This is a genomic window from Nocardia sp. NBC_00403, from assembly GCF_036046055.1.
Lineage (GTDB): Bacteria > Actinomycetota > Actinomycetes > Mycobacteriales > Mycobacteriaceae > Nocardia.
This window is the reverse complement of the sequence record NZ_CP107939.1, coordinates 6927596-6942777: the sequence shown is the minus strand read 5'-3', so window position 1 is coordinate 6942777 and position 15182 is coordinate 6927596. Positions and strand designations below refer to the sequence as shown.

Below are 15182 nucleotides of genomic sequence, written 5' to 3'. Positions count from 1 at the left end.
ACCTTCCGGTGGCCGACCGCCCGGTGATCGGCGCTGAATCCCTTACTTGGTCTCGTCGCCCTCGGCGTCGGCGTTGCCGTCGTAGCCGCCCTGTTCGGCCAGGAAGCGCTCGAACTCCGCGCCGAGCTCGTCGCCGCTGGGCAGTTCGCCGTCGCCGACGAGCAGGCTCGACTGGTGTTCCTGCGCGGTCACAAAGCTGTCGTACTGGCGCTCCAGCGCGTGCACGACCGTCTCCACCTCGGAGTTGCCCGCGATGTGCTCGTTGACCTGTTCACGCACCCGCGCGGCAGCCTCACCGAGCGCGGCCAGCGGAATCTCCAGACCCGCATTGCCCGCGACATTCTCCAATAGCGTCTGCGCGGCCTCCGGATAGGCGGTCTGTGCGAGGTAGTGCGGCACATGCACCGAGAAGCCGACGGATTCGTGCCCGTGCTGCGCCATCCGGTACTCCAGCAGCGAGGACGCACTTCCGGGCACCTGCAGCTCGCCCGGCCAGCGCTGATGCTCGGCGATGAGGTCGCTGTCGGAGGAATGCGCGGTGATGCCGAGCGGACGGGTGTGTGGGATCGCCATCGGAATCGCGCTCAGCCCGATGCAGCGCCGCACGCCGAGCTGTTCGGCGAGCAGCCGAACCGCGGTGGTGAACTTCTCCCAGCGCAGGTCCGGTTCCAGGCCCGAAAGCAGCAGGAACGGCGTGCCCGCGGTGTCGCGTAGCGCCCATAGGTTGAGCTCGGGCTCGGCGTAATCCGAGAAGTGATCGGTTTTGAACGTCATGAGCGGGCGCCGCGAGCGGTAGTCCAACAGCTCGTCCACATCGAACGAGGCGACCAGTTCGCTTTCGAGGCTCTCACGCAGGTGCGTAGTCGCCAGCCGCACCGCATGCCCTGCATCGGTGAAGCCTTCCAGTCCGTGCACCAGTACCGGACCCGAGCCATCGTCGGATGACAGCTGCGGAGCGGGGAACTCCAACTCGTACATTCGCGACTCGTGGTCCATCGCGTACTCCTTCCTGCGCGGTCCACCGATGCGAGCCGCAAGCTATCCGAAGAACTTCCAGGTCTTCGGCGTGTTGCCGTCTCGCAGCGGGCGAACCACTGTCCATTGTCCCCCATGGCGCAGACGGTCGCGCTCACGGCCGGACACCGACCCATATCAACAGCCAACCGCCGTGCTGCTCGCCGCATTCCCGCGTCGGCCGCGCCCGGCGTGGCATCGCGGTCGGGCACCAGGAATTTGGCACAGTGGTCGAGTGACTGTGCCCGATTCGATGCGCAGGGGGCAACTCAAATCCGCGATGTCGGGCCGGCTGCCTGTTGTTGCGGGTGCGCTGCTGCTTGCCGGCTGTGCATCGACGGTGACCGGTCACCCGGTCGTGTCCGCACCGACCGCTGTGCAGCGCCACATCGGCGCCCAACTCGCGGCGCTGTTACCGGATCCCGCGCAGTTCCCGGCTCGGTATCCTGCGGTCGTGCTGCCACCGGAGGCAGCCGCACAGGCCGCCGGCGATCTCGCCGGCATCGGGCGGGGTTCGACCGTGCGGCCCGAGGGCTGCCTGCCGCCCGAGCAGCGGTTCGGGCCTGATCAGACGGCCATCGCGGTCGGCACCGACAACGACATCCGCGCCTCCGTGACCGTCGAGCTGACCAGGACCGACCAGCCGTTGTCTGCGCTGCGCAACCAGCTGAAGCGGTGCGAAACACTGCAGGTCGCCCGGGCCGGCGCCACCACGACTGTCACCACCCAACTGCAGCCACCGCCGCCGATCGACGCCGACGACACGCTGGCGTTGCGGCGCACCGTGGCGCCGGAGGTCGGCGGAGCCGGGCTGACCCAATCCATGCAGACGTTGACCGGTCAGGTCGGTGACGTGCGGATTGCGGTGACCTACATGTCCTTCAGCGCCGTGAAGCCGGATACGGTCGCGCTGGACGAGTTGTTCACGACGGCGGTGCAGCGGGTCAAGCAGGCATAGGCCGGGTAGCGGGACCGGCGGCGGACAGTAGCAGGCGGCACCGACAAGGCCGGGCAACTGCTCCGGTGCCAGGGTCCTATTCGCCCACAGGACAAGGGTTTTCCCCAGGGCAGCGGAAAGGCCTGGTCGGCCACCCGGACATAGTGACAGGCGAGCGCACTCTCGACGCATGACCACTCCCGTCAACCCCGCCCCAGTCGAGGATTCCGGCGATCGCATGCGCCGCACCGTCACTTGCGCGGAGCAAGCCCCGCGGTTCGAGTCTGCCGCACCGATGCAGCTACACATCGACGATCCAGGCGAATTGATCGCGGCGCTGCCCGCAATGGTCGGGTTCGTGCCGGAGCGCTCGCTCGTCGTCACGGTGTTGCGCGCCGCTCCCGAGCACGTCGACATCCCGATCATCGACGCGGTGGTCCGGTTCGATCTGGAACAGGGTGACCGCGGCAGATGCGGGTTGGCGGCGGTGTTCGCGGAGCAGGTCGGACGGATCTGCCACGGCGAGAACGCGAGCGAGGTGCTGGCGGTGATCGTCGACGACCGCCTTCGTGCACCGGCGCGACGGCGTTCCGACGCTCGCCGCGTCCCCCGCACCGGGTCGCACGGCGCACTGATCGCTACCTTCGCTCGGCGGCTCGTTGACGATCACGGTGTCATCCTCGGTGGCACCTGGGCTGTCCGCGCGATCGACAAGGATGAGCGCTGGTGGAGCCTGCCAGACGCGGAACGGCTTGGGACGCTGCCGGATCCGGCTACCTCGATGGTGACGGTGGCACATGTGCTCGACGGCAGGCCCATCCACCGCGCCCGCTCGGAGCTGACCGCCATGGTGGCCGCGGACGGCGCACTGCGCTCACAGGTCGCGGCCCACCTCGGGGACGCGGTCACCGCCGCCCGCGAACGGTATGCGGGGGCGGTCCAGCGCGGCGATCCGGACGGCTACCACCGCCGCATGCTCGAGCACGTCCTGTGGCAGATCGCCAATACCGAATTCGGCACCAGGCTCACGGCGCGAGAACTGGCGGAACTGGCTGCTGCACTGCGTGATCGAGTGGTGCGTGATGCGCTGTTCGCGCTGGCGGTCGGGGACCACGCCGCTTCGGCAGAGCGACTGTGGGCGGAGCTGGTCCGAGTGCTGTCGGATTCCGATCGCGCCGATGCCGCCGCGCTGCTCGGCTACAGCGCCTACGTCCGCGGTGACGGCCCGCTGGCGGGCATCGCCTTCCACGCGGCGCTGGAGGCCGACCCGTCACATCAGATGGCGATCCTATTGGAAACTGCGCTGCACGCGGGTATGCGGCCGGATCAGTTGCGCAGACTGGCCCGCTCCGGTCTGGAGACAGCAGCCGATCTCGGCATCGAGTTGTGCTGAACGATGGCAGCGGGGCCACCACGGCCGCCGGCTCATTGCGTCGACGACGGCAGGGCCCCGCTGCGCTCGGGCTGTTGATGGTGCGCCCGGTCCCCGAACGCTCGCCGAGACAGCAGGTCGATGGTTGCGCACGCGGCCCCGGATCGGCCGAGTTGGTGGGCTTCCGCTTCCCGGCGCTCGTCTAGGGTGCCGAGTGGGCGCGAGAACCCAAGGCGCGCAGGAACTCCCAGGCGTCGGCGACGATCTCGTCGAGGTCGTTGTGCTTCGGGAGCCAGCCGAGTTCGGCGACCGCGCGATCACTGGAGGCGATCAGAGTCGCGGGATCGCCCGCGCGGCGCGGGGAGTCCTGTGCGGCGATCGGCAGGCCGGTGACGCGTTCGCAGGCCGAAATCACCTCGCGGACCGAGAATCCGGTGCCGCTGCCGAGGTTGAAGACCCGGTGTGTGCCCGATTCGGCGGTGTCCAGCGCCAGTAGGTGGGCCTGGGCGAGGTCGCGGATGTGGATGTAGTCGCGGACGGCGGTGCCGTCGGGGGTGGGCCAGTCGGTGCCGAAGACCGAGATTGCCTTGCGGTGCCCGAGGGCGACCTGCAACACGAGGGGGATGAGATGAGTTTCCACCACCCGGTTTTCGCCGAGCCCGCCGTAAGCGCCCGCAACGTTGAAGTAGCGCAGGCTGGTCGCTGCCAGCCCGTGCGCGTTCGAGTAGGAGGTGATGGCGTGATCGATGGCAAGCTTCGACGCGCCGTACGGGTTGGTCGGGCGGGTCGGCGCATCCTCGGTGATCGGCACCTGCTCGGGCTCGCCGTAGACGGCCGCGGTCGAGGAGAAAACCAGCCGTGGCGTGCCCGTGCTGCGCATCGCCTCCAGCAGCTCCAGTGTCTTCACCACGTTGCCCTGCCAGTACTTCTCCGGCTGCTGCACGGACTCGCCGACCAGCGATTGCGCGGCGAAATGCAGGACGCCGTCGAAGGTTTCGGCGGCAAGCAGCGCGGGCGCGGCAACGGCAACGTCACCCTCGACGAAGCGGGCGCCGGCCGGGACGCCGTCGGCGTTGCCGGTCGACAGATCGTCGACCACCACGACCTCATGCCCCTCTTCGAGCAGGACCTGTGCACACACCCCGCCGACATAGCCTGCGCCGCCGGTGACCAGAAGTTTCACGTGTCAGACCAGCTTCACCTGGACGGCGTGGGCCATTTCGTCCGAGAGCTCGAAACCCTCATGGCCCGGCACGGTGATGACCACCGAACCCGGCTTGGTCTCGACCGTCACGCGCGCGTCGGGTACCACGCCCGCCTCACGCAGCTGGCCGATGACCTCGGGGTCGGTCTGGATGTGCTCGGCGAGCCTACGCACGACGACTGCGTGCACCTGCCCGTGCGGCAGATCCGACAGTCGCACCAGGGTCTCCTCGGAGCCTGTGGGCGGAATGATGCCCAGTTCGTCGAGGCCAGGGATGGGGTTGCCGTAGGGGGAGGTGGTCGGATGGTTGAGCACCTCGACCAGCCGCCGCTCGACATCCTCGCTCATGACGTGTTCCCAGCGGCACGCCTCGGCGTGCACGTTCTGCCAGTCCAGGCCGATGATGTCGACCAGCAGGCGTTCGGCGAGGCGATGTTTGCGCATCACCGCGACAGCCATGCTTCGTCCCTTGTCGGTCAGCTCGAGATGACGGTCACCGGCGACCAACAGGAGACCGTCGCGCTCCATGCGAGCGACGGTCTGGCTCACCGTCGGACCACTCTGCTCGAGGCGCTCGGCGATCCGGGCGCGGAGGGGCACCACGCCCTCCTCCTCGAGGTCGTAGATGGTACGGAGGTACATCTCCGTGGTGTCGACCAGATCCTTCACCTGTATTACCCCTTCGTCGGCACGAATTCTACCCACGCACAGCGGCACCATCGTGTGCCGGACCGTTTCGCGCTCCGGTGTCACGATCCAATGCACTGTGCTGCGGGAATCCTGTCGGCGCACGGCGGTGTCGCCGTGTTCGCACTTGCCTGTAGTTCTACTGCATACGAACAACCTGTGGGGTTGTTAGCTTCCCGGGGGAGCGTGTCGACAACTCGATCGACATCTGCGCTGCTATACCGGCAGGAACCGACAAGCGGCTCGCAACGCTCTAGCGTGGCAACCATGGCCACCGCTACCGGAATCGTTGTCTGGACCGACCGGTTCCTCGACTACGCCTGGACGCCGCAGCATCCGATGAAACCGGCGCGGCTGAAGTTCACCATGGCGTTGGCGGAAAGTCTCGGATTGCTCGACGGTGTCGAGCGGTTGGAGCCCGCCGCAGCCGACGTCGCAGATCTGCTGCGCATCCACACCCCGGCGTACATCGAGGCCGTGGCGCACGCCACCGCGCCGGTCGGCTTGCCGCTGGCGCCGGACTACGGACTCGGTTCGCCGGACAACCCGATATTTCCCCGGATGCATCAGGCCGCATCGGTGATCGTGGGCGGGACCCTGGCCGCGGCCCGCGAAATCGCGGAGGGTCGCACGCGGCGGGCGGTCAGCATCGGCGGCGGCATGCATCACGCGATGGCCGATTCGGCCGCCGGGTTCTGCATCTACAACGACGCGGCGGTGGCCATCTCATGGCTGCTCGATCACGGCTTCGACCGCATCGCCTACATCGACGTGGATGTACACCACGGCGACGGCGTGCAGCGGGCCTTCTACTCCGATCCCCGGGTGCTGACGATATCGATCCACCAGCATCCGGCCACTCTGTGGCCCAACACCGGATGGCCGGAGGAGACCGGCAGCGGTCCCGCCGAGGGCACCGCGATCAATCTTGCGGTGTTGCCGGGCACCCGAGACGCCCAGTGGCTGCGCGGTTTCCACGCGGTGGTGCCCGGTGCGGTGGCGGCATTCCGGCCACAGATCATCGTCAGCCAATGCGGCGTCGACACCCATCGCGAGGATCCGCTGGCCGATCTCGAGCTCACCGTCGACGGCCAGCGCGCCGCCTTCCTCGCTATGCGAGAGTTGGCCGACCGGCATGCGGAAGGCCGTTGGCTGGCCGTCGGCGGCGGCGGATACGGCCTGGTCCGGGTGGTGCCGCGGGCCTGGACGCACCTGCTGGCGACCGCGCTCGACCGCACCGTCGCACCGGAAACCGCAGTGCCGCAGGACTGGATCGACCGCGTTCGCGTCGAAGCGCCTGCCGTTGACCTGCCGTGGACAATGGGTGACGGTGGCGACATCGCCTACCGCCGGTGGGACGGGCCCGGTGGCACCGGGGAGACTGGGGACGTGCGGATCGACCGCGCTCAACGTGCCATCGACACGGCCGTATTGGCCACGCGTCGGGCCACCTTCGGGTTGCTCGGCCTGGATCCGGAGGACCCCCGTGACTGAGCCGACACCTGTCCCGGATTCCCCGGACACCCCCGCGGCGCCGCCCCAGCACTGGTTCGCCGACGTGCTCGCCTCCGACGGTGGCGTGGTGCGGCTTCGCCCTATCACTCCCGACGACGCCGATCGACTGCAGCAGTTCCACGCCGCGCTGTCCGACCGCACCAGGTATCTGCGCTATTTCGGTCCGTACCCACGTATTTCGCCCAAGGACCTCTACCGCTCCACCCACGTGGATCACCACGACCGAGTCGGGTTGGTGCTCGAACTCGGTGAGGCGATCATCGCGGTCGGCCGCTACGAGCTACTCGCTCGCACCGGACCGCGCGCCGCGGAGGTCGCGTTCGTAGTGGCCGACGAGCATCAGGGCCGCGGCCTGGGCTCGATTCTGCTCGAACATCTGGCAGGCGCCGCCGCGGAGAACAAGATCGAGACGTTCGTCGCCGAGGTCCTCGCCGAGAACACCGTCATGGTGACGGTCTTCCGCGACGCGGGCTATCAAGTCGAGCGCAGCAGGGACGGCTCGGTGCTGCACCTGGAATTTGCCATCGACCCGACCGAAGCCCTGCTCTCGGTGCGTGATTCGCGTGAGCGGGCCTCTGAGGCGCGCAGTGTGGGCAATCTACTCGCGCCGGGTTCGGTGGCCGTCATCGGCGCGACCCCTGGCACCGGGCGGGTGGGTGGGGTTGTGCTGGCGAATCTGCTCTCCGGTGCGTTCCAGGGGCCGGTGTTTCCGGTCAATCCGAATCGGAAGTCGGTGCGCGGAGTGCGGGCTTATCCGACGGTGCGCGACATTCCGGACGAGGTGGATCTGGCGGTGGTCGCCGTGCCTGCCGCGGCCATCGGTTCGGTCCTCGACGACTGTATGGCCAAAGGCGTCAAGGGTTTGGTGGTGCTGACCGCGGGTTTCGGGGAGACCGGCGCGGACGGCGTCACCGCCGAACGCGAGTTGGTCGCCGCCGCGCGCGGGCACGGGATGCGTGTGGTCGGTCCCAGCGCGCTCGGCATCGCCAATACCGATCCGGCGGTCGCGCTCAACGCGACCCTTGCCTCGCTGCTGCCGGGACGTGGGCGCATCGGATTCTTCTGTCAGTCCGGACCGTTGGGCGCCGCGATTCTCGGTGAGGCTGCCGCACGCAATCTGGGATTGTCGACCTTCGTGTCGGCGGGCAATCGCGCCGACGTGTCCGGCAATGACCTGCTGCAGTACTGGGACACCGATGCCGCCACGGAGGTAGTCCTGCTGTATCTGGAGAGTTTCGGTAATCCGCGGAAGTTTTCTCGCATTGCGCGCCGGGTCGCCAGGACCAAGCCGATCGTCGCAGTGAGCAGCGGCAGGCTCGCGGCGCGGGCCCAGCCGACGGGCGATATGGACCGCTCGATCGTGCGGGATCTGTTCGCGCAGGCGGGCATCGTTCAGGTCGACTCGATCTCGGAGCTGTTCGACTGCGCGGCTCTGCTGGGCTACCAGCCGCTGCCCGCCGGTCCCCGGGTCGCGGTGATCGGCAATAGCGCCGCGTTGAATTGGCTGGCCGTCGATGCGGCCCGAGGGGAGGGGCTGGAGGTGCGACGACCGACGAGTGGCGCGACCCGCGCTCGACGCCCCCGTCCGACCGAGCGCGGCGTCGATGAGCAGTCGGTGGGCGAGCCGGTGGACCTCGGCCCGGAGGCGACGCCTGGCGCCTACCTGGACGCCGTGGTCGCGGCGCTGCGGTCGGATGAGATCGACGCGGTGATCGTGGTTTTCGCCCCTCCGGTGCCGCTGCCGATAGCCGGATTCGCCGACGCCATCCGCGAGGCGGCCACGGCCGTGCCCGACTCCGGCAAGCCGATCCTGACCACTTTCGTTGCCGAACAGGGGATTCCGAACCTGCTGGCGATGCGCGGGCAAGGCGGGGTGGCCGTGCGCGGCTCGATACCGTCCTACCCGGACCCCGAACGTGCCGCGCGTGCGCTGGCCAGGGTGCGGCGCTACGCACAGTGGCGCACCAAGCCGGTCTCGGTGGTCCGCCGCCCGAACGATATCGACACCGAGCGGGCCAGGGGATTGGTGGCGCAATGGATGGCGGACCCTGCCGGACGCAGGCTGACCGACCAGGAAACCGTCGACCTGCTGGACTGTTACGGCATCCACGTTGTGGAATATCGCGAAGTGCACAACGCCGACGAGGCCGTCGCAGCGGCAGCAGAACTCGGTTATCCGGTGGCGGCCAAGGCGACCGGGGAACTGTGGCGGCGCAGGCCCGACCTCAGTGGTGTCCGGCTTGATCTGTGGCGGCCCGAGGCGGTGCGCCAGGCCTACGCCCATCTGGCGGAACTCAGTGGTGACCCCGTCTTGCATATCCAGAAGATGGCGACCCCGGGAGTCGGTTGTGTGCTACGCGTGCAGGACGATCCGTCGTTCGGTTCCGTGATCGAATTCGGTCTGTCCGGTCTGATCATCGAACTTCTCGGCGACCGTGCCTACCGCGCTCTGCCGCTGACCGAGGATGAGGCCACCGCCTTGATCGACGCGCCGCGCGCCGCGCCACTGCTGTCCGGCACCCCGGCCAGCCCGCGTGTCGACAAGGCTGCCCTCGCCGAACTGGCCCAACGCATTTCGGCCCTCTTCGACGACATCCCCGAACTCCGTGAACTGTCCTTCGATCCGGTTCTCGCCTCGGCGGCCTCGGCCTCGATCCTCTACGCCCGAGCCCGAATAGGCCCGGAACCCAGCCGTTTCGACGCGGGCCCGCGGCGCTTGGGCTGAGCGGGACACAAATGAGCACTGCCGGCCGTCGGAAATAAGCATCGCCGACCGGCTCGCGCGAACCCGGAGGGGACGGGATGCGCGGACACCGGTCGGCGTTTCCAGGTGACCGATACGGTCACCGAGCCGGGGCGCCGAACCGGCCTCGAAGTGGCTCGGCGCCATGGGGGCCGGGGTCGCGGGCGCGAATTACCTTGTGATCAGCTGGCGTAGGCGCGCAGCCGATCGGCCCGCTCACCCTTGCGCAGCTTCGACATGACCTCGCGCTCTATCTGACGCACCCGCTCGCGGGAGAGTCCGAAGAGCTTACCGATCTGGTCGAGGGTGCGCGGCTGGCCGTCGTCCAGGCCGAAGCGCAGCCGGATGACCTGCTGTTCGCGCTCGTCCAGGGTGGCGAGCACGCTGCGCACATCGTGGTGCAGCAGACCCGCGATGACCGCGGACTCGGCCGAGGTGGCCTCGGAGTCCTCGATGAAATCGCCGAGCGGGGCCTCTTCGTCGTTGCCGACCGGCATATCGAGGCTTACCGGGTCGCGGCTGTGATCGAGCAGATCGGAGATCTTCTCGACCGGAATGCCCGACTCGTTGGCGAGCTCGGCGTCGGTGGCCTCGCGGCCGAGCTGCTGATGCAGCTCGCGCTTGATCCTGGCCAGCTTGTTGACCTGCTCGACCAGATGGACCGGTAGCCGGATGGTGCGGCTCTGATCGGCCATGCCGCGGGTAATGGCCTGCCGAATCCACCAGGTGGCGTAGGTGGAGAACTTGAAGCCCTTGGCGTAATCGAACTTCTCCATCGCCCTGATCAGGCCGAGGTTGCCCTCTTGGATCAGGTCCAGCAGCGGCATGCCGCGGCCGGTGTAGCGCTTGGCAAGCGAGACCACGAGGCGGAGGTTGGCCTCGAGCAGATGAGACCGGGCGGACTGGCCCTCGCGGACGACGATGGCCAGATCGCGCTTGCGCATGGCCGATAGACGCTTGCCGGTCTCCAGCAGATGCTGGGCATAGAGGCCCGCCTCGATGCGCTTGGCCAGCTCGACCTCGTCGGCGGCCGTGAGCAGTGCAGTGCGACCGATCCCATTCAGGTACACGCGTACCAGGTCGGCGGCGGGGCTCTGGGCGTCGAGGTCCATATCGCTGGTGCGCACACGAGTGGTGGCGGGGCTGGTCATGACTTGCCTCCTGTCGGTGGTGTCTCACTCCGAACAACGGACCCGACAATGAGAAAGTTCCCCGCTAGCGCCCAGATAAACCGCTCTGAACTGCGGTTTCCGTCACTTCCGTCTGAGAAGTTCCTGAGAAGCATCCGGAATCGGAACACTCGTTGTCGAGCGCGTCCGCCGCCCACCGGTGCGGCCGTCGGTCAGACGGGTCGCACCAATCCGTGGCGGACCAGTCCGGCCACCACCGACAGTGCGTCGGCCATGAACTCGGTGGTTACCTCGTCGGATCCGGTGGCAACCGCCAGCAGTTCGATCAACTCGTACAACGGCATCCCGTCCGCCCGCATTCCCGCGACGAGGGCGATGGTGGATTCGTCAACCTCGTGCTGCCAGCGTGGTCCGTCACCGCGGTGCAGCCGAGCGACCTGCTGAGCCCAGCCGTCCTCGCCCGGCAGATAGACACGTTCCAGCGCGGTCGCCGGATCCACCGCGAAACGGGAAGACCAGGCCAGGTTTTCGTCGCCTGCGGCGGCGCGCAGCCAGGCCGAGCGCTCGAAATACCTGGTCGCCTCGTCGCCGAGCGGGTCGTCGAAGCCGTGCGTGAGGTCCTCGGCGAGCAACTCGGTCGGGCCGTTGATGGCGCGCAGATAGACGAAGCCGAAGCCGATGCCCTCGACATCGGCCGCGGTGAAGGCGTCGAGCCACTGATCGGCACGGGCCTGCGCGGCCGGGTCGCGCGGATCGAGCCCGGCGTCGCGCAGCCAGGTGCCCACATACAACGCGGGGTCGGCGACATCGCGCTGCACCACCCAGGCGTCGACGCCGTGCGCGGGCAGCCAGGACGACACCCGGTGCCGCCAGTCCTCGCCGTCCACATGCACCCACGCCGCGAGCATCGCCGCGGTGCCGCCGGGGGCGAGTAACTCCGAGGCCTGGGAGATCACCAGTTCGCTTGCGCCGTCGAGGGCGAGGCCGGAATCGCGGTATGTGTGCTCGATGCGGGCGGGGCCGACGACGAAGGGTGGATTGGCCACCACCTGGTCGAAGCGACGTCCGGCCACCGGCTCGAACCAGGAACCGTCCAGCAGTTCGATGTCGAGGCCGTTGAGTGCGGCGGTCGCTTCGGCAAGCCACAGCGCGCGCGGGTTCACGTCGGTGGCGGTCACCCGGTCGGCATAGGAGGCCGCGTGCACGGCCTGCACGCCACAGCCGGTGCCGAGATCGAGTACCGAACCGACCTTGCGGGTCGGCGTCGCGCGCAGCAGCGACAGCGAAGCGTGGCCGACACCGAGTACATGCTCTTCGGTCAGCGTGCGCCTTCGCATCGAGTCGTCGAGATCGGACAGGATCCACCGGGTGCCGACGCCGACGTCCAAAGGGCGCAGGTCCAATGCCGCGCGCACCAGATCACCGTCCCGGTCCAGCAATCCTGCCTCGACGGCGCGCTCGATATCCACGGGTGCGAGCGCGGCGGCGACGTCTCGCTGGGGCAGTGCGTCGCCGAGCAACAGCAATCGGATCAGGGTGCCGAGTTCGCCCGCGTCCCGTGCGGCGCGGCGCACCGGCACCGGCTCCGACCGACCGAGCGCCGCGTGTACATCGACTCCGAGCACCTCGAGCAGCGTGTCCGCGTCGTAGCGGACTCGGGTCAGCGCGGTCCGCAGATCCGGGCACAACGCGGTGAGCAGCGATCCGGTCGTCGTCTGGTTCGTAGGCACATCGGTACTCTGCCACCGCAACCGCGCAGCACTCGCCAGGTGTTCGCCGTGTCACAGATCCGCGTGCCGTCGACGCTCGGCCGGGTGCCGCTCGGCGGCCGTCAGACTCCGCTGGGGTCGCGGGAGGTGATGCAGTAGGTGGCGTCGGCGGGGTCGGACATGACGATCCAGTGTTCGTGATTCTGGATTCGGGTCGCGCCGAGGGATTCGTGCCAGGCGGCGGTGGCGTGGATATCCGACGACGACAGGTCGATATGCGCACTGGTCGGGCGGTCCACACCGAGGCGCTGCAGCAGCAGTTGGAGGGGCAGCTGATTCTTTGCGCGCAGCCGGGAGAATTCCGGCAGCCTGCCCTGCTGGTGATCCCAGCCGGTCAGGATGGTCCAGAAGTGTGACTCGGCCTCGTGATCGGCGGCGCCGATGTCCAGGCACACCTGATCCAAACGGGTCAGCGTGCCGTCCGGCGCGCTGACGGCCGGCGCGGGCTGGCCCTTGGCGCGGCCGCTGGGGGTGAAGCAGAACATCTGGCCCGACGGCGAGCGCAGGACGGCGTAGTCCGGGTGGTTGGCGACCAGGTCGGCGCCGAGGTCGAGCGCGATGCGGACGGCGGCGGCGATGTCGTCGACATCGAAGTCGATGTGCACGCCGCCGAGGCCGGTGACCGACTGCATTTTGGCCCCTGCGGCGGCGAACAGCGCGGGATCCGGTAGGAGCGTGAGGAATTCGTCGTTCGCGCCGCGGCGGGGCGAGAGCTGGGTGCCGGTGATGGTGGACCAGAACGTCGCGCAGTCGTCGAAACGCTGCGTGGGCCGATCGAGGAAGGCCCAGGCCCACCGAATCATGCTGTCTCCTCTGTCCTGCGGGGTATGCCCCGACGGCCGCGTGAACGCTGGTGCGGCACTGCGCCTCTTGCCTGCCGCGTGACGGTGTGCCACGCCACAACGACGTTCTGTCGAATTCCCCCGCCACACAGTAGGGGGCGGCCGGTGCGCTGTCGAGGCGGTGCCGGTCGCGCCGGAGTGGCACGATCTTGGCGGTTAATGGCATCCCGGCCACTCGTTCCCCGAGGGAGATTCCGGCACGCTCAGCAGGTGACCGAACTGCAGACACCCCCGGCGCAGGGACCTATCGATTCCATGAACCGGCCGCGGCTGCATCCAGCATGGATCGTGGCGGGTGTGGGGTTCGTCGCACTGCTCGGCGCCGCGGCTTTCCGGTCCGTGCCGAGCGTGCTGATGGATCCGCTGCACGAGGAATTCGGGTGGTCGCACGGCACGATCGGCGCGGCAGTTTCGCTGAATATGTTGTTGTACGGCCTGATTTCGCCGTTCGCGGCCGCGCTGATGGATCGCTTCGGCATCCGCAAAGTGGTGGCGTGCGCACTGCTGCTCGTCGCGGCGGGCAGCGGGCTGACCGTGTTCATGACACAGCCCTGGCATCTGGTGCTGACCTGGGGTCTGCTGGTCGGTGTCGGCGTCGGCTCGATGTCGATGCCGTTCGTGGCGACCATCACCGGCCGCTGGTTCGTGCGCCAGCGTGGACTGATCACCGGAGTGCTCACCGCCGCGGGCGCGACCGGGCAGCTGATCTTCCTGCCACTGGTGTCGGCGGCGGCACACGATCACGGCTGGCGGGTGCCGTCGCTGATCGTCGCCGGCGCCGCGTTGGCCGTGGTGCCGCTGGTGTGGCTGTTCATCCGCGATTTCCCCAGCGACGCAGGTGTTTCCGCCTACGGCGCGGAAGCGGGCAGCTCGGTGGGCCTGCGCACGCCCGCGACCGGCGGTGCGATGCGCGCGCTGACCGTGCTCGCCACCATTGCGCGCCGACCCGGATTCTGGCTGTTGGCAGCCGGATTCGCGATTTGCGGCGCATCGACCAACGGCTTGGTCGGTACCCACTTCGTCAGCGCCGCACACGACCACGGCATGCCGTCCACCACCGCGGCCGGCCTGCTCGCGCTGGTCGGTATTTTCGACGTCGCGGGCACTATCGCCTCGGGCTGGCTCACCGACCGGGTCGACCCCCGCTACCTGCTGGTCGGCTACTACACCCTGCGCGGACTGTCGCTGCTCATCCTGCCGTCGCTGTTCTCGCCGCACACCCAGCCCAGCATGTGGGTGTTCATCATCTTCTACGGCCTCGACTGGATCGCCACCGTCCCGCCGACGGTGATGCTGTGCCGCGAACTGTTCGGCGTGGATGGTCCGGTCGCTTTCGGCTGGGTGTTCGCCGCGCACCAAATCGGTTCGGCGATCGCCGCGACCGGGGCGGGCGTCATCCGCGATCTCCAGGGCAGCTACACCACGGCCTGGTATATCGCGGGCGGGCTCTGCGGTATCGCGGCACTGCTCTCGGCGGGAATTCGGCGCACGACCGCCCCGGTTCGCGCATAGTCTCGTTCGGGCGGGAACTCAGCTGTCGATGGCGTTGTGCGGACGCGATTCGATGGCCTTGCGGCGTTCGTCCCAGCGGCTCGGCTCGTCCTTGCGGCGCGGCGGGCGATCGTTGGCGATCAGCACCGCGATCCAGGGCAGCGGGATGGATGCGGCGATGATGAGAATCGAGATCAGGGCATTGCTGAAGGCGCTGTAGGCGAACGCGGCCAGCACCAGGCAGGGGATGCGGAAGGCCATGATGATCGTGTACCTGCGGACGCGGGCGCGATGCTGATCTTCCAGCGACGGTGCGGCCTCGGTGATCAGCACCGGGTGTTTGTCGTCGCTGCCGGGAAAGTAGCCGGAGGAGCTTTCGGGAGTGGGCACCGTCACGTCCGGGCGATCACCGCGGCCGATGTCGTCGGCGTTGGGGGAATCGCCGTACTGCTGCATACTCTCGAGTCTTCCACTGTCG

General features: G+C 68.4%; 12 protein-coding genes. 5 read left to right on the top strand and 7 right to left on the bottom strand.

What is annotated here, in order from left to right; genetic code table 11:
* Nucleotides 1–42: 42 nt before the first annotated feature.
* The gene (locus OHQ90_RS31080) at nucleotides 43–996 is read right to left on the bottom strand and encodes a PAC2 family protein (RefSeq protein WP_328403555.1); all 954 of its coding nucleotides are present in this window, start codon (nucleotides 994–996) and stop codon (nucleotides 43–45) included.
* Nucleotides 997–1249: 253 nt separating this feature from the next.
* On the opposite strand from OHQ90_RS31080, the gene OHQ90_RS31075 reads away from it, so the two are divergent.
* Both OHQ90_RS31075 and OHQ90_RS31070 read left to right on the top strand, forming a co-directional pair.
* Nucleotides 1250–1972 (top strand): DUF5642 family protein, encoded by a 723-nt coding sequence (locus tag OHQ90_RS31075; protein WP_442941217.1) that lies wholly within the window; start codon nucleotides 1250–1252, stop codon nucleotides 1970–1972.
* Between the two features lie 169 nt (nucleotides 1973–2141).
* Nucleotides 2142–3344, top strand: coding sequence for a DUF4192 domain-containing protein (locus OHQ90_RS31070; protein WP_328403553.1), 1203 nt, complete (start codon nucleotides 2142–2144; stop codon nucleotides 3342–3344).
* Nucleotides 3345–3525: 181 nt separating this feature from the next.
* On the opposite strand, the gene galE is transcribed toward OHQ90_RS31070, so the two are convergent.
* Nucleotides 3526–4506: a UDP-glucose 4-epimerase GalE gene (gene galE / locus OHQ90_RS31065; protein ID WP_328403551.1), complete on the bottom strand. Its 981-nt coding sequence runs from the start codon at nucleotides 4504–4506 to the stop codon at nucleotides 3526–3528.
* A 3-nt stretch (nucleotides 4507–4509) separates the two neighbouring features.
* Nucleotides 4510–5196 carry a metal-dependent transcriptional regulator gene (locus OHQ90_RS31060; protein WP_328413207.1) on the bottom strand — a complete coding sequence of 229 codons (687 nt, stop codon included), beginning with the start codon at nucleotides 5194–5196 and terminating at the stop codon, nucleotides 4510–4512.
* Nucleotides 5197–5481: 285 nt separating this feature from the next.
* On the opposite strand from OHQ90_RS31060, the gene OHQ90_RS31055 reads away from it, so the two are divergent.
* Complete coding sequence (locus OHQ90_RS31055; RefSeq protein ID WP_328403549.1) at nucleotides 5482–6708, top strand: acetoin utilization protein AcuC; 1227 nt, start codon at nucleotides 5482–5484, stop codon at nucleotides 6706–6708.
* Nucleotides 6701–9454, top strand: coding sequence for a bifunctional acetate--CoA ligase family protein/GNAT family N-acetyltransferase (locus tag OHQ90_RS31050; protein WP_328403547.1), 2754 nt, complete (start codon nucleotides 6701–6703; stop codon nucleotides 9452–9454). The genes OHQ90_RS31055 and OHQ90_RS31050 overlap by 8 nt, the downstream gene beginning before the upstream one ends.
* A 200-nt stretch (nucleotides 9455–9654) precedes the next feature.
* On the opposite strand, the gene OHQ90_RS31045 is transcribed toward OHQ90_RS31050, so the two are convergent.
* From OHQ90_RS31045 to OHQ90_RS31035, 3 genes are all read right to left on the bottom strand, one after another.
* The gene (locus OHQ90_RS31045) at nucleotides 9655–10623 is read right to left on the bottom strand and encodes a sigma-70 family RNA polymerase sigma factor (RefSeq protein ID WP_328403545.1); all 969 of its coding nucleotides are present in this window, start codon (nucleotides 10621–10623) and stop codon (nucleotides 9655–9657) included.
* A gap of 191 nt (nucleotides 10624–10814) precedes the next feature.
* On the bottom strand, nucleotides 10815–12332 hold the full coding sequence (locus OHQ90_RS31040; RefSeq protein WP_328403543.1) for a DUF7782 domain-containing protein: 1518 nt from the start codon (nucleotides 12330–12332) through the stop codon (nucleotides 10815–10817).
* A 101-nt stretch (nucleotides 12333–12433) separates the two neighbouring features.
* Nucleotides 12434–13174 carry a VOC family protein gene (locus OHQ90_RS31035; RefSeq protein WP_328403541.1) on the bottom strand — a complete coding sequence of 247 codons (741 nt, stop codon included), beginning with the start codon at nucleotides 13172–13174 and terminating at the stop codon, nucleotides 12434–12436.
* A 294-nt stretch (nucleotides 13175–13468) separates the two neighbouring features.
* On the opposite strand from OHQ90_RS31035, the gene OHQ90_RS31030 reads away from it, so the two are divergent.
* Nucleotides 13469–14725: an MFS transporter gene (locus tag OHQ90_RS31030; RefSeq protein ID WP_328413205.1), complete on the top strand. Its 1257-nt coding sequence runs from the start codon at nucleotides 13469–13471 to the stop codon at nucleotides 14723–14725.
* 18 nt (nucleotides 14726–14743) lie between these two features.
* On the opposite strand, the gene OHQ90_RS31025 is transcribed toward OHQ90_RS31030, so the two are convergent.
* Nucleotides 14744–15160, bottom strand: coding sequence for a DUF3099 domain-containing protein (locus OHQ90_RS31025; protein ID WP_328403539.1), 417 nt, complete (start codon nucleotides 15158–15160; stop codon nucleotides 14744–14746).
* Between the last annotated feature and the right edge of the window lie 22 nt (nucleotides 15161–15182).

Coding starts and splice junctions, on each gene's coding strand:
- OHQ90_RS31055 (WP_328403549.1), top strand. CDS start 5,482: ATGGCCACCGCTACCGGAATCGTTGTCTGGACCGACCGGTTCCTCGAC.
- OHQ90_RS31045 (WP_328403545.1), bottom strand. CDS start 10,623: ATGACCAGCCCCGCCACCACTCGTGTGCGCACCAGCGATATGGACCTC.
- OHQ90_RS31035 (WP_328403541.1), bottom strand. CDS start 13,174: ATGATTCGGTGGGCCTGGGCCTTCCTCGATCGGCCCACGCAGCGTTTC.
- OHQ90_RS31070 (WP_328403553.1), top strand. CDS start 2,142: ATGACCACTCCCGTCAACCCCGCCCCAGTCGAGGATTCCGGCGATCGC.
- OHQ90_RS31030 (WP_328413205.1), top strand. CDS start 13,469: ATGAACCGGCCGCGGCTGCATCCAGCATGGATCGTGGCGGGTGTGGGG.
- OHQ90_RS31080 (WP_328403555.1), bottom strand. CDS start 996: ATGGACCACGAGTCGCGAATGTACGAGTTGGAGTTCCCCGCTCCGCAG.
- OHQ90_RS31025 (WP_328403539.1), bottom strand. CDS start 15,160: ATGCAGCAGTACGGCGATTCCCCCAACGCCGACGACATCGGCCGCGGT.